At 64.0% G+C, this 13,015-nt stretch carries 14 protein-coding genes; 9 read left to right on the forward strand and 5 right to left on the reverse strand.

Annotation, left to right across the window (positions count from 1 at the left end; genetic code table 11):
- Positions 1–37: 37 nt before the first annotated feature.
- Positions 38–931 carry a LysR substrate-binding domain-containing protein gene (locus P9A16_RS02835; protein WP_037405748.1) on the reverse strand — a complete coding sequence of 298 codons (894 nt, stop codon included), beginning with the start codon at positions 929–931 and terminating at the stop codon, positions 38–40.
- A gap of 101 nt (positions 932–1,032) precedes the next feature.
- On the opposite strand from P9A16_RS02835, the gene P9A16_RS02840 reads away from it, so the two are divergent.
- The gene (locus P9A16_RS02840) at positions 1,033–1,212 is read left to right on the forward strand and encodes a hypothetical protein (RefSeq protein ID WP_023513852.1); all 180 of its coding nucleotides are present in this window, start codon (positions 1,033–1,035) and stop codon (positions 1,210–1,212) included.
- Here the strand turns inward: P9A16_RS02840 and xdhC are convergent.
- Positions 1,209–2,045 carry a xanthine dehydrogenase accessory protein XdhC gene (gene xdhC, locus P9A16_RS02845; RefSeq protein ID WP_023513853.1) on the reverse strand — a complete coding sequence of 279 codons (837 nt, stop codon included), beginning with the start codon at positions 2,043–2,045 and terminating at the stop codon, positions 1,209–1,211. The two genes, P9A16_RS02840 and xdhC, sit on opposite strands and share 4 nt — an antisense overlap.
- A 133-nt stretch (positions 2,046–2,178) precedes the next feature.
- Positions 2,179–2,952 carry a 3-hydroxybutyrate dehydrogenase gene (locus tag P9A16_RS02850; RefSeq protein ID WP_023513854.1) on the reverse strand — a complete coding sequence of 258 codons (774 nt, stop codon included), beginning with the start codon at positions 2,950–2,952 and terminating at the stop codon, positions 2,179–2,181.
- 196 nt (positions 2,953–3,148) lie between these two features.
- Between P9A16_RS02850 and glpK the strand changes: the two genes are divergently transcribed.
- Together glpK and P9A16_RS02860 are read left to right on the forward strand one after the other, a co-directional pair.
- A complete protein-coding gene (gene glpK, locus P9A16_RS02855; RefSeq protein ID WP_024270170.1) occupies positions 3,149–4,642 on the forward strand; it encodes a glycerol kinase GlpK in 1,494 nt (497 codons plus the stop codon).
- A gap of 140 nt (positions 4,643–4,782) precedes the next feature.
- Entirely contained in the window at positions 4,783–5,124 is a 342-nt protein-coding gene (locus P9A16_RS02860) for a YkgJ family cysteine cluster protein (RefSeq protein WP_278025528.1), read from the forward strand.
- A gap of 41 nt (positions 5,125–5,165) precedes the next feature.
- On the opposite strand, the gene P9A16_RS02865 is transcribed toward P9A16_RS02860, so the two are convergent.
- Positions 5,166–6,014: a hypothetical protein gene (locus tag P9A16_RS02865; RefSeq protein ID WP_023512325.1), complete on the reverse strand. Its 849-nt coding sequence runs from the start codon at positions 6,012–6,014 to the stop codon at positions 5,166–5,168.
- Between the two features lie 194 nt (positions 6,015–6,208).
- Here P9A16_RS02865 and P9A16_RS02870 point away from each other — a divergent pair, with 194 nt between their 5' ends.
- From P9A16_RS02870 to sbmA, 6 genes are all read left to right on the forward strand, one after another.
- Entirely contained in the window at positions 6,209–6,583 is a 375-nt protein-coding gene (locus P9A16_RS02870; RefSeq protein ID WP_024270168.1) for a YciI family protein, read from the forward strand.
- Positions 6,580–7,836, forward strand: coding sequence for an RNA polymerase sigma factor (locus P9A16_RS02875; protein WP_023512071.1), 1,257 nt, complete (start codon positions 6,580–6,582; stop codon positions 7,834–7,836). The genes P9A16_RS02870 and P9A16_RS02875 overlap by 4 nt, the downstream gene beginning before the upstream one ends.
- Positions 7,837–7,915: 79 nt before the next feature.
- A complete protein-coding gene (locus P9A16_RS02880) occupies positions 7,916–8,398 on the forward strand; it encodes an SRPBCC family protein (RefSeq protein ID WP_023512072.1) in 483 nt (160 codons plus the stop codon).
- A gap of 131 nt (positions 8,399–8,529) precedes the next feature.
- Positions 8,530–9,591 carry an LLM class flavin-dependent oxidoreductase gene (locus tag P9A16_RS02885; RefSeq protein ID WP_023512073.1) on the forward strand — a complete coding sequence of 354 codons (1,062 nt, stop codon included), beginning with the start codon at positions 8,530–8,532 and terminating at the stop codon, positions 9,589–9,591.
- Positions 9,592–9,636: 45 nt separating this feature from the next.
- Positions 9,637–10,389, forward strand: a complete 753-nt coding sequence (map, locus tag P9A16_RS02890) for a type I methionyl aminopeptidase (protein ID WP_023512074.1) — start codon at positions 9,637–9,639, stop codon at positions 10,387–10,389.
- Positions 10,390–10,696: 307 nt separating this feature from the next.
- Positions 10,697–11,962 (forward strand): peptide antibiotic transporter SbmA, encoded by a 1,266-nt coding sequence (gene sbmA, locus P9A16_RS02895; protein WP_278025529.1) that lies wholly within the window; start codon positions 10,697–10,699, stop codon positions 11,960–11,962.
- A gap of 9 nt (positions 11,963–11,971) precedes the next feature.
- Here the strand turns inward: sbmA and P9A16_RS02900 are convergent, their stop codons facing one another.
- Complete coding sequence (locus tag P9A16_RS02900) at positions 11,972–12,985, reverse strand: hypothetical protein (protein ID WP_023515062.1); 1,014 nt, start codon at positions 12,983–12,985, stop codon at positions 11,972–11,974.
- Positions 12,986–13,015 lie beyond the last annotated feature (30 nt).

Here is a 13,015-nt window from a genome sequence, read left to right on the forward strand (position 1 = left end):
CCATGCCCGTCCCGAGCCGGGTTTCAGGGTGTAGTGCTCACACCGCCGTCGGCATTGTCGCCAGGATCCAGTCGCGGAAGGCGCGAATCTTCAGGATGTTGCGGCGGTTTTCCGGATAGGCGAGCCAATAGTCGCGGCCGTCGTTGCAGGTCAGCGTGAAGGGTTGATAGAGCTGGCCGGCGGCGACCTCCGCCCGGAAGTGGCCGGGATTGAGGATTGCGACGCCTTGGCCGGCCATCGCCACCTGCGCGTCGATCGTCTGCACGCCGAGCTCGTTCGGTGGGAACCGTTCGAGGCCCGGGTTGTCGATGCCAGCCGCGGAAAACCAGGTGCGCCACCAGATGTCCAGCGGGCTGATGATCGGTAGCTTCAGGAGGTCGGCCGGCTCATTTATGCCGCCGATCGTCTCGGCCAGTGCCGGGCTCAGCATGGGGGCGAAGTCCATGCGCATGACGCGGTGGCAGGTGAGGCCCGGCCAGTCGCCCTTGCCCCAGCGGATCGAGACATCCGCCTCTTCCCGGGCAAAGTCGATCAGGTCCTGTGACGTGGAAAGCCGGACGGCGATGGTCGGATGCTTGAGCTGGAAGTCGCCGAGCGTGCGGCTCAGCCATTGCGTGGCGAAGGTGGGCGTCGAGTGGATGTGCAGCTTCTGCTCGGCCGCGCCGCGCAGGTCCGCCACCGCTTCGGCGAGTTTCGTCAGCCCCTCGGCTACTTTCGGCGCCAGTCGCTCGCCGGCCTCGCTCAGGATGACCTGCCTTGGCTGGCGCAGGAACAGCGTCTCGCCGAGCGTCTCCTCAAGAAGCTTGATCTGGTAGCTGACCGCGGTCTGCGTCATGCCCAGTTCGTCGCCGGCGCGGGTGAAGCTGGCATGCCGGGCGGCCGCCTCGAAGACGCGGAGCGCATTGAGCGGGAAGTTGCGCGACATCTTCAAGGCTGAGCTCTCTTTATGGGTACAGACGAAGCTTCGATTGGAATTCCATCATTTTTGCGCGCATCCTGCAAGCAATGGATTGGAATTTATGAGGTTTTACCATGGCATGCATCGTCAACGAGGCCCCGGTGGCACATCTGCCGTTTCGCAAGGAAGGCCTTTGGCATAAGCTCTCCCGTGTCTTTCATTGGCGGCAGCGCAGACGCCGCCCCCGCCTCGATCCGTGCGAGCTTTCCGACTACATGAAGCGCGATCTCGGTTTTCTCGACGGTCGTGGCTAGTCCGCCGTGGGTGCGCTGTCCCTATGCCGCCACGCGGCAAAGGCAAGCAGCACTTCCGAAGTGGTCATGGCGGCGATGACCTCCGGGCGCTTGTCGTCCACTGCCGTGCCGCCGATCGGCAGAACCAGCCGGTCGGCCGCGCTGCGGTCGATGCCCTGTCGTTCCAGATGGTGCAGGAAGGAGGCGCGCTTCGACTTCGATCCGACCATGCCGACATAGGCAAGGTCGGTGCGGGCAAGCGCTTCCTGCCCGATCAGGAAATCCAGCGCATGGTCATGGGTGACGATGACGATGGCCGAACCCGGCGGAATATCGGCGACAAGCGCTTCCGGCAGGGCGGCGAGGCGATGGTGCACCTCGGAGGTGAGCTGGTCGAGCTCGCTCTGGCGTGCCTCCACGACGAAGACGTTGAGCGGCAGCATGGTCAGTGCATCCGACAGTGCCCGGCCGACGTGACCGGCACCGAAGATCCAGACCTGCGGCTTCCGCCGCTCCTCTTCCGCAAGGCGCGCGTCGAGGGTCCGGCGGGCCGCCTCGTCGGCGATGGTGAAGGCGAGTTCGACACGCCCGCCGCAACACTGGCCGATCTCGGGCCCGAGCGGGATATCGAGTCTTGCCTCACCGCCGGCACCCGCCAGCATTTTGCGGGCATTCTCGATCGCGTCATATTCAAGCTGGCCACCGCCGACTGTGCCGTGAATTTCGGTCGGCGCCACCAGCATGAACGTGCCTTCGTCGCGTGGGGTCGACCCGCTCGCCGCCGTGATCTCGACGATGACGATGCGGTGCTCCCGGGCGAGAAAGCCCTCCAGACTGTCCTGCAGAAAGTTCATGTCATCCTTCTTCGACGGCCCCTGGCCGTCCGATGGCCGATACACGCGTTTCGGGCGTGTGTGGCCTCTGGCGGAGCAAGGCGCTCCGCCGCCGGGGATATGCGGGCATAGCGGGTGCCCAGCATGTCCGTTTCTATTGGGCGGTCCAGCCGCCATCCACCGATATATGGGTGCCGTTGATCGATTTTGCCGCATCGGAGGCGAGGAAGAGCGCGATGGCCGCGACTTCGTCGACCCCGACGAATTCCTTGGTCGGCTGGAACTTCAACATGACATCGGACTTCACCTGGGCTTCGCTGATGCCGCGGGCCTTGGCCGTGTCGGGGATCTGCTTTTCGACGAGCGGTGTCAGCACATAGCCGGGGCAGATGGCGTTGACGGTGATGCGGTTCTCGGCGACTTCCAGCGCGACGGTCTTCGTCAGGCCCATGATGCCGTGTTTGGCCGCCACATAGGCGGATTTGAAGGGCGAGGCGACGAGGCCGTGCGCCGAGGCGACATTGATGACGCGGCCCCAGCCCTTGCGCTTCATGTGCGGAATGGCGGCGCGGATCGTGTGGAAGGAGCTGGAAAGGTTGATCGCGATGATCTGGTCCCATTTCTCCACCGGAAAATCCTCGATCTTCTCGACGTGCTGGATGCCGGCATTGTTGACGAGGACATCGACGCCGTCGAACTCTTCCACGGCCGTCTGGATGAGGTCGGAGATCTCGTGCGGCTTCGTCATGTCGGCGGGGTGGTAGAGCACGCGCCCCTTGCCGAGGTCGTCGAGCTTTGCGCGGGTTGCCTCGATCTCGTCCTTTGCGCCGAAACCGTTGATGACGACATTGGCGCCGCTTTCGGCGAAGGCGGTGGCAATGGCAAGGCCGATGCCGCTGGTGGAGCCCGTTACGACGACGCTTTTCATGCTTGCTGTCTCCCGATCATGCTGCGTTGCGGTAGCCTACGCCTAAAACTCGCGCGATGACAATTGCGTTTTCCGCGCGGTACAGTCCCGCTGAAAGCAGAACATGACTTGCGTTTTGTTTTCCTTTGACATTCGTTTTAGTATCGTATTGAAGATTCCGAAGGGTCTGGGAGCGACCCGCAGCTGGGAGGAAATGATGGGCGGATATGTTCTCGCGATCGATCAGGGCACGACATCGAGCCGGGCGATCGTCTTCGACGGTAGCCAGAAGGTCGTCGGTTCCGGCCAGAAGGAATTCACGCAGCATTTTCCGCAATCCGGCTGGGTCGAGCATGATCCGGAGGAAATCTGGGACAGCGTCGTCTGGTCCGTCAAGGCCGCGTTGAAGAAGGCGGGCCTTGCCGCTTCCGATATTTCCGCCATCGGCATCACCAACCAGCGCGAGACTGTCGTCGTGTGGGAGCGCGAGAGCGGCAAGCCGATCCACAACGCCATCGTCTGGCAGGACCGCCGCACCGCCTCCTATTGCGAGAAGCTGAAGAAGCAGGATCTCGAAAAGACCTTCACCCGGAAGACAGGCCTGCTGCTCGATCCCTATTTTTCCGGCACGAAGCTTTCCTGGATGCTCTCCAACGTGAAGGGCGCGCGGGCGCGGGGCGCCAAGGGCGATCTCTGCTTCGGCACGATCGACACGTTCCTGATCTGGCGGCTGACCGGCGGCAAGTCCCATGTGACCGACGCCACCAATGCCAGCCGTACGCTGATGTACAACATCGGCACGAACGCCTGGGACGAGGAATTGCTCGACATTCTGCGCGTGCCCAAGGCCATGCTGCCCGACGTGCTGGACTGCGCCGCCGATTTCGGCGTGACGGAGAAGAGCCTGTTCGGCGCGGAAATCCCGATCCTCGGCGTTGCCGGCGACCAGCAGGCGGCCACCATCGGTCAGGCCTGCTTCGAGCCGGGCATGATGAAGTCGACCTACGGTACCGGATGCTTCGCGCTGCTCAACACCGGCACGGACATGGTGCGCTCGAAGAACCGCCTGCTCACCACCATCGCCTACCGGCTCGACGGCGAGACGACCTATGCGCTGGAAGGCTCGATCTTCATCGCCGGTGCGGCCGTGCAATGGCTGCGCGACGGGCTGAAGGTCATCAAGGCCGCGTCCGACACCGGTGAGCTTGCCGCCAAGGCCGATCCGACGCAGAACGTCTATCTCGTGCCCGCCTTTACCGGCCTCGGCGCGCCGCACTGGGATCCGGATGCCCGCGCTGCCATCTACGGCATGACACGCAACACGGGGCCGGCGGAATTCGCCCGCGCCGCGCTCGAGGCCGTCTGCTACCAGACGCGCGACCTGCTCGACGCCATGCACAAGGACTGGAAGGCGAACGGCAAGGAAACGGTGCTGCGCGTCGATGGCGGCATGGTCGCATCCGACTGGACCATGCAGCGCCTCGCGGACATCCTCGATGCACCCGTCGATCGCCCGACCATTCTGGAGACCACGGCCCTCGGCGCCGCGTGGCTCGCCGGCCAGCGCGCGGGCGTGTGGCCGGACCGCAGGGGGTTCGCCAAGTCCTGGGCGCGGGACACGCGTTTCGAGCCGGAAATGGACGAGAAGACCCGCGCGGTGAAGATCAAGGGTTGGAAGGATGCGGTTCGGCGAACGCTGAGCGACAGGTAGGCATTCCTGCCGAAGCTGGCATGCTCTCGATACGGGCGGCCTTTCGGTGCGGCGCCTCCAGATGCTATGGCCATGGCATGCAACTATCCTCTCTCACCGTCGAAGGCCGATCCTGCGGTTCGTGCACGCTCTGTTGTCGTTTGCCCGAGATCGACCTGTTCGACAAACCGGCCAACGCCTGGTGCACGCATTGCGTCGAAGGGGCGGGCTGTTCCATCTATGCCGACCGCCCCTCGGTCTGCCGGGACTTTCTCTGTCTCTGGATGGTCGACGAAACGCTTGGGGACGAGTGGGAGCCAGCCCGCGCGCACATGATGATCTATCGGCAGGGACCGCAGATGACGGTCCTCGTCGAAGTGGATCATCCGGACATCTGGCGAAGCGAACCCTACCACACGCAATTGCGTCAATGGGCGCGTGAGGCCGAGCGCTCGGGCGGCTATGTCATCGTCTTCTGGCGCGACGACGTGTTCAAGATCTGATCGGCAGCCGCGTCCGGTTGTTCGCCCTTGGTGACGGCGCGCTATGGCCTTTGGGTCCGGCGCCCGAAGACGTTGGTTTTCCCGGGTGTGCGGGCGGCCTGACGGATTGGAGGCGGCGACGGCTCCTGCCTGCATGCCGTCGGCCCGGGCAGGCGATAATGCGTGTGCGGCACGAAGAGAAGATCGTGCTCCGCGACGATCGCGACCATGCCGTGCGGCAGCGCGAGTGTCGGCAGGTGATCATGCATGAAACGATGAAACTCGACGGCGATCAACGCGTTGAAAACCACCTCAGCATAGGCCACCGGGTCACTCGTCGCCGTTCTCCCGCCCGAGGCCGTGACGCCAGTCGAAAATCCATAGTGGTAGTGATCGCCGCGTGGGATTGCCGCCGCCAGCGCCAGCACATCATGCATGCCGTCGATCGGAGCGGATTCGAGCGTGTCGAAGGCGCCCTGCCAGGCGCTGCCGACGGCATTGCATTCGCTTGTGATCTCGGCATCGGACTTCGCCAGGAAATCGTAGACCCCGCGATTGTAGAGGCTGATCTCGATGCCCTGGTGGAAACGCTTCGTCGCGTCGACGGCGCGTTCATGCGCCGAGAGATCGAAACCGAGACCGCTGAAGGTTTCGGGCATTCCCGGCTGGTGGCCGGCATGGCGGAAGGCGGCATGCGTCGCCCGCTGAATCTCGCCGGCCTCGTCGCTGATGCGAAGGGTGAAGACGGGATCGAAATTCCGGGCGGGCAGGTCCTTCAGGAGTGCGGTCAGCTGGTCCCTGCCGTTTGCAAAGGCACGGCGATCCACGATCTCTCTGGTGAGGGAGAAAATCCCGGATTTCCAAGCGCGGAACTCATCGATGAGCCTTGCACGTTCGTTCTCCGCCACCATGGAAAGGGCCTCCGTTTCGACCTTTCCTAGCATTTGTGAATTAAGATATTCCCGGCCCGATTGCGCAAATTTGACGGAACCGGCGCGCGAGACCGGCATTGCCGGTCCGTTTCTTGCCGATGGTCAAAAATATTCCGGTGCGCCCTGTCGGCGGAGCAGCTACTCCTACGTCTATCAACCAATGGGAGATCACCATGCTGTATGCCGTTCTTTGTTACGATGCCGAAAGTGAAGTCAACGCCTGGTCGAAGGAACTCGATGCGCAGGTCATGGCCGATCTCGGTGCGGTCAACCAGCGGTATGCCGAGGCCGGCAAGCTCGGTCCCGTCGCACGGCTGATGCCGACGACGGCGGCCGTCACCGTGCGCAAGGGCGCGACGGACGATATCGTCATGGACGGCCCCTTTGCCGAAACCAAGGAGCAGTTCCTCGGCTTCTTCGTGCTCGACGTGGAGACGCTGGAGGAGGCGATCACCTTCGCCCGGGAGCTTTCCGCGGTCAATCCGGCGAACGGCACCTATGAGGTCCGGCCGTTGCAGTATTTCAATCCGGGAGTACCCATCACATGACAGAGCTTGCCTGGATCGATCTGGCGCTGACCTCGGCACGGCCGCAGGCCATGGGGGCGCTGTTGCGCTATTTCCGTGACCTCGACATGGCGGAGGAGGCCTATCAGGAGGCGTGTCTTCGCGCGCTGAAGACCTGGCCCGACAAGGGCCCGCCGCGCGATCCGGCTGCCTGGCTCATCTTCGTCGGCCGCAACAGCGGTATCGATCAGGTGCGCAAGCGTGCCAAACACCAGCCGCTGCCGCCCGAGGAGGTGCTGTCCGATCTGGAGGATACGGAAAGCGATCTCGCGGACCGGCTGGACGGTGCGCATTACCGCGACGACATTCTCCGTCTGCTCTTCGTCTGCTGCCACAAGGACCTGCCGGCGACGCAGCAGATCGCGCTGGCGCTGCGCATCGTCTCGGGCCTGTCCGTCCGGCAGATCGCCCGTGCGTTCCTCGTCTCGGAGGCGGCGATGGAGCAGCGCATCACCCGCGCGAAGGCAAAGGTGGGAGCCGCCGGCATTCCCTTCGAGACGCCGGATGCGGTGGCGCGGGCCGAGCGGCTCGGCCTTGTCGCCGCGATGATCTATCTCGTCTTCAACGAGGGCTATTCGGCCGGCGCGCCGGACAAGGCGGACACGCCCTTCTGCGCCGAGGCGATCCGGCTGGCACGCCTGCTCCTGAAGCTCTTTCCCGCCGAACCGGAGATCATGGGCCTGACGGCGCTGCTCCTGCTCCAGCACTCGCGGCTTGCGGCCCGTTTCGACGGGGACGGGCAGATCGTCCTGCTGGAGGACCAGGACCGCGCGCTGTGGGACCGGGGCCTGATCGACGAGGCGCTGGTGCTGATCGACAAGGCGATCCGCCACCGGGCACCTGGCGCCTTCCAGATCCAGGCGGCGATCGCCGCGTTGCATGCCCGTGCGAAGACGGCCGGTGAGACGGACTGGTTCGAGATCGACCTGCTCTATCAGACGCTGGAGCGCCTGCAGCCTTCGCCGGTGGTGCGGCTCAACCGCGCCGTCGCCGTTTCCAAGCGGGAAGGGCCGGAGGCGGCGCTGGCGCTGATCGAGCCGCTTGCCGAAAAACTGAACGGCTACTTCTATTTCCACGGCCTGCGCGGCGGCCTTCTGAAACAGCTCGGCCGTTATGGCGAAGCGCATGAGGCCTTCGACCGCGCCATCGCGCTCGCCACCTCCTCGGCCGAGGCCGCCCATATCCGCCAGCATCTCGACAGCATGCAGCGGGAAAGGGCCGCGGCCGAAAAATAATCCGCTTTCGATGTCGGATTGGTCGCCTGACAGGCGTCCTTGAGACGAACCAGAGAACATACCCAACGAGGAGACAGACATGACCGACGTCGAGATCAAGCCCGCCAACACCCGCGAACTGGTGCTCACCCGCGTTTTGAACGCCACGCCCGCACAGCTCTTCAAGGCCTGGACGACGCCGGAGCTGATGAAGGAGTGGTTCGCGCCAAAACCCTACGAGACGCCGGTCATCGAGATCGAGCCGCGCGACGGCGGCAAGTTCCGCACGGTGATGACCGGCCCGGACGGCTTCCATATGGACAGCACCGGCATCTTCCTGAAGGTGGAGAAGGACAGGCGCATCATTACGACCGATGCCTTCGGCCCCGACTGGAAGCCCACCGAAAAGGCCTTCTTCAGCGCCGAGATCCTGTTCGACGACGCCGGCGACGGCAAGACCCGCTACACCGCGATCGCCCGTCACTGGTCCGTCGAGGATTGCGAGATGCACGAGAAGATGGGTTTCCACGAGGGTTGGGGCCAGGTGGCGACGCAGCTGGAGGCGGTGGCCGCGCGGCTCTGACAGATGTGCGGGGACGGGCGCGCTGCATCCGTCCTCTTCATCTTCGTGAACACACTGTTTCCCGAACGGCCCTTTTAAGCCGCTTGCGCCGGCCATATCTCTGGGCAAATCCCTCTTGCCTGGAACATCCCATGGAACTTGGCCTCTATACATTTGCCGACGTCGATCCGAATGCTGCCGACAAGGGGCGGGAAGGGGAGCGGCGGCTGAAGCATCTCCTGGAAGAGATCGAGCTTGCCGACCAGGTCGGGCTCGACGTCTTCGGGCTCGGCGAACACCACCGGGCGGACTACGCCGCCTCCGCGCCGGCCGTCGTTCTGGCCGCCGCGGCCGCGCGAACCAAGAGCATCCGGCTGACGAGCGCGGTGACGGTGCTCTCCTCGGATGATCCGGTGCGCGTCTTCCAGCAGTTTTCGACGGTCGACCTCATCTCCGGCGGTAGGGCGGAGATCATGGCGGGACGGGGCTCCTTCGTCGAATCCTTCCCGCTCTTCGGCTATGCGCTCGATGACTATGACCGGCTCTTCGAGGAGAAGCTGGACCTGCTTTTGGCGCTCAACGAGAGCGAAACGGTGTCGTGGAACGGGACGATGCGTCCGCCCTTGCCGGGGCTCGGCGTCTATCCGCGCCCCGTGCATGGCCGCATGCCGGTCTGGATCGCCGTCGGCGGCACGCCGCAATCGGTGGCCCGGGCGGGGGCCTATGGGTTGCCACTGGCGCTTGCCATTATCGGCGGTACGCCGTCACGCTATGCACCGCTCTTCGATCTTTACCGCGAGGCTGCCCGCCGTGCGGGTCAGGATGCGGGCAAGCTGAAGACCAGCATCAACGTGCACGGCTTCATCGCCGACACGACAGCCGCTGCGGCAGACACTTTCTACGGTCCGCAGGCCGAGGTGATGAACCGCATCGGCCGCGAGCGCGGCTGGGGGCCGACGAGCCGGGCGCAATTCGACCAGTCGACCGGGCCGGCCGGCCATCTCTTCCTCGGCGATCCCGAGACGGTGGCAAAGAAGATCGCCGATCACCACCGGATCTTCCGCAACGACCGGTTCCTGCTGCAGATGGCGATCGGCCCGATGCCGCATGACGCGGTGCTGCGCGGCATCGAGCTCTACGGCACGAAGGTCGCCCCGCTGGTGCGCGAGATGCTGGCGGATGCAGCAAAGGACGCCGTGGCCGCTTCTGCCTGACAGCGGCGCGCGGGCGTGATAAGAGGCCCGCGAAAGAGAGATGCGATGACCCTGGAAAACGACGAAGACCTCAACGGCCTGAAGGCCATCGGCCGGATCTGCGCCAATGTGCTGCAGCACATGTCGACGGCCATCCGGCCGGGCATGACGACGGCCGAACTCGATCTGATCGGCCGGCGAATGCTGGAGGCGGCGGGCGCGCGTTCGGCGCCGGAAAGCTGCTATGCCTTTCCGGGCGCGACCTGCATCAGCGTCAATGAAGAGGTGGCGCACGGTATTCCGGGCGACCGGGTGATCCGCGACGGCGATCTCGTCAATATCGACGTTTCCGCCGCGCTCGACGGCTACTTCGCCGATACCGGTGCGTCCTTTACCGTGGGGCGGTCGACGCCGGCCGTCGAGCGCCTCTGCCGTGATGGCAAGCGGGCGCTCTGGGTCGGGCTGAAGTCGGTGAAGGCCGGCCGGCCGCTTGCTGAGGTCGGCAATGCCATCGGCGAATTCGCCCGCAAGAACCGCTACACGCTGATCGCCAATCTCGCCAGCCACGGCGTCGGCCGCTCGCTGCACGAGGAGCCGACGGAAATCGCCACCTGGCCGGACCCGCAGGAAAAGCGCCGCATGACGGAAGGTCTCGTCTTCACCGTCGAGCCGTTCCTCTCGCTGGGCGCCAACTGGGCGGAGGGCGGCAGCAACGACGAATGGACGCTCTACAGCGAGCCGAGCGCACCGACGGTGCAGTTCGAACACACCGTCGTTGCCACCCGCAACGGGCCGCTCGTGGTGACGCTGCCGGGTTGATCCGGGGATCAAAGGCCGGCTTTTTCCGGCCTTGTCGCTGCAACAGTCGGCCTTGGCCGCGTGCATCCCACCGGCACACTGCCGACCGGGTGCGTGCAGGAACTGGCTGGCAGCAAGGGACATTTTCCTTGCCGGCAAGCCGGCCGCGTCGGCGGAATGCCGTCTTCGGCGCCACCGTTCCCGGTGGAGCGCCTTCCATTAAATCTCGGTAATCCGGGCGCTTGGCGATTGTTGCGATGCGTAAACTCCTCTAGGTTCTGCCCGAACCGGCGGCACTGCCGCCCCATGCAAACGAGAGTTTCGCACCTTGTTCCATTCCTTCTTCCCGCAGCCGAAGCTGTTCTTTTCCTCCCTCGTCGTCTGGACGCTGCTTTCGATTGCGGTCTGGTACACGGTCGGTGCCGATTTCGGTGCCTTGATCGGCCTTCCGCCTCTGCCGGCCGGTACGGAGCCTCCGGTGGGCCTCGGCTACTTCGTGACGACGGACAATATCTGGTTCTATCTCTATTTCATGATCTGCACCGGCCTCTTCGGCCTGTTCTGGCAGATCCGGGCGAAGGATCATCCCTGGACCAACTGGTCGATCTGGGGTTCGGCCTTCATCATCTTCTCGACCTATTTCAGCGTGCAGGTCTCGCTCGCCATCAATAACTGGCGCCGCCCCTTCGGCGATACGCTGATGGGCGCTTTCCAGCCGAACAGCACCGTCACAGTCGCGAATTTCTTCGACCTGATGCTGATCTTCTGCCAGATCGCCTTCATCAGCGTCTTCGTCTACGTCATCACGCGCTTCTTCGTCAGCCACTACGTCTTCCGCTGGCGCACGGCGATGAACAATTACTACATGTCGCTCTGGACGCGGGTACGTCACATCGAAGGCGCCTCGCAGCGTGTGCAGGAAGACACGATGCGCTTCGCGTCAATCACGGAAGGCCTCGGTGTCAGCCTGATTGACGCCGTCATGACGCTGGTCGCGTTCCTGCCGGTGCTCTTTGCGCTTTCCGTCCATATCGGGCCGATGCCGTTCATCGGCGAAATCCCGCATGCCCTGTTCTGGGCCGCGATCCTCTGGTCGGCCTTCGGCACCTTCCTGCTTGCCTTTGTCGGCATCAAGTTGCCGGGCCTCGAATTCCGCAACCAGCGTGTCGAGGCGGCCTATCGTAAGGAGCTGGTCTACGGCGAGGACGACGAAGCGCGGGCCCAGCCGCCCACCGTGCGGGAGCTGTTCGACAATGTCCGGACGAACTATTTCCGGCTCTATTTCCACTATCTCTATTTCAACGTCGCCCGCATGTTCTACATTCAGGCGGATAATCTCTTCGTCTATTTCATCCTTGTGCCCACCATCGTTGGCGGCAAGATCACCTATGGTATCCTGCAACAGATCCTGACGGCCTTCGGCCAGGTCTCCAGCTCGTTCCAGTATCTTGTGAATTCGTGGTCGACGATCATCGAGTTGCAGTCGATCCACAAGCGCCTCCGCGCCTTCGAAGCGGCGATTGAGGGGCAGAAGTTGCCGAGCATTGACCGGCAGTTCATTGACGTCGGCGGCAATGAGGAGCTGGCGAAGTAAGGTCGACGATCAGAGGGCGGCTCCGGCCGCCTTCTTCTCGTTTGCGAGAATGTCCATCGCCTCAACATAGCTGACGCAGGCGACGTCCTGTTTGCCGCAGGTCTCCGTCAGGAAACGGTCGAGCGCGCGCCAGTAGGCGCCGGCATTCATCTCCACGAAATGGAAGCCGAGCTGGAGGGGGATGCGCCCGCCGTCATATTGCTTCGTGAAGGCGTCGCGGTAGGCCTGAAGCGTGCTTTCCTCGAAGGCGGCGCTCTTTTCCGGCGCTTCCTTGCCCTTGGAGTGGCGGACATAGAGATTGTAGTCCATGGCGATGACCGGGCGCCGTGCCGCGCCTTCCGGCACGAGGGGCAGGGCGAAGCGGGCGATCGCGCCGCTAGCGACCGGCATGGCAGGCCCCTTCGAGACGAGGCTGGCATCGTAGGTGAAGCCATGTGCCTCCAGCGCCTTGACCAGTCCGCTGCCGGCCGAAAGATAGGGCGCGCGAAAGCCCTTGATGTCCTCCGTGACGAAACGCTGCCAGTCCGCCGGCTCCCGTTCGCCGACGCCGGCATTCTGCCAGGCGTTCTTCAGTGTCTCGTGGAAGAAGGTGAATTCGCTCTTCCAGTCCTCCGTGCTCCACTTGCCGCCATCGAAATGGCCGCAGGCGTGGCTGCCGATATCGTGGCCCTCGAGCTTTGCCAGCCAGATCTCGCCGAGGCGCAGGATCGTCTCCTCCCGGTCCTGGGAGAAGCCGACATTGGAGCGCCCGCGCTTTTCATGCGGCGCCTGGTAGGTCGCGCGCTCGTCCTTCGGGAACAGGAAGGTGCAGGAGAGGAAGTAGGTGAAATGCGCGCCGGTGCGTTTCGCCATGGCGCGGCTCTTCTCCCACAGGAGATTGTCGTGTGCCCCGTCGAAGGAGACGATGACGAGCTGCTTGGGCTTTGCGGTCTCGACTGCGTCGTCCTTGGCAAGGGCCGGGCCGGCGGCGAGCGCGGCGGCGAGGGGAAGGAGGACAATTCGGGACGAAACTGAGGACGACATGGCTACCCGCGACAATTTGCAAAGGGGTTT

Origin of the sequence: Shinella sp. 838 (assembly GCF_029623935.1) — a bacterium.
In the GTDB taxonomy this organism is placed as follows: Bacteria; Pseudomonadota; Alphaproteobacteria; order Rhizobiales; family Rhizobiaceae; genus Shinella.

What these genes read in the sequence shown, in the direction of transcription:
- P9A16_RS02840 (WP_023513852.1), top strand. Translation starts at nt 1,033, where the DNA reads ATGGCATGCATCGTCAACGAGGCCCCGGTGGCACATCTGCCGTTTCGC.
- xdhC (WP_023513853.1), bottom strand. Translation starts at nt 2,045, where the DNA reads ATGAACTTTCTGCAGGACAGTCTGGAGGGCTTTCTCGCCCGGGAGCAC.
- P9A16_RS02850 (WP_023513854.1), bottom strand. Translation starts at nt 2,952, where the DNA reads ATGAAAAGCGTCGTCGTAACGGGCTCCACCAGCGGCATCGGCCTTGCC.
- glpK (WP_024270170.1), top strand. Translation starts at nt 3,149, where the DNA reads ATGGGCGGATATGTTCTCGCGATCGATCAGGGCACGACATCGAGCCGG.
- P9A16_RS02865 (WP_023512325.1), bottom strand. Translation starts at nt 6,014, where the DNA reads ATGGTGGCGGAGAACGAACGTGCAAGGCTCATCGATGAGTTCCGCGCT.
- P9A16_RS02870 (WP_024270168.1), top strand. Translation starts at nt 6,209, where the DNA reads ATGCTGTATGCCGTTCTTTGTTACGATGCCGAAAGTGAAGTCAACGCC.
- P9A16_RS02875 (WP_023512071.1), top strand. Translation starts at nt 6,580, where the DNA reads ATGACAGAGCTTGCCTGGATCGATCTGGCGCTGACCTCGGCACGGCCG.
- P9A16_RS02880 (WP_023512072.1), top strand. Translation starts at nt 7,916, where the DNA reads ATGACCGACGTCGAGATCAAGCCCGCCAACACCCGCGAACTGGTGCTC.
- P9A16_RS02885 (WP_023512073.1), top strand. Translation starts at nt 8,530, where the DNA reads ATGGAACTTGGCCTCTATACATTTGCCGACGTCGATCCGAATGCTGCC.
- map (WP_023512074.1), top strand. Translation starts at nt 9,637, where the DNA reads ATGACCCTGGAAAACGACGAAGACCTCAACGGCCTGAAGGCCATCGGC.
- P9A16_RS02900 (WP_023515062.1), bottom strand. Translation starts at nt 12,985, where the DNA reads ATGTCGTCCTCAGTTTCGTCCCGAATTGTCCTCCTTCCCCTCGCCGCC.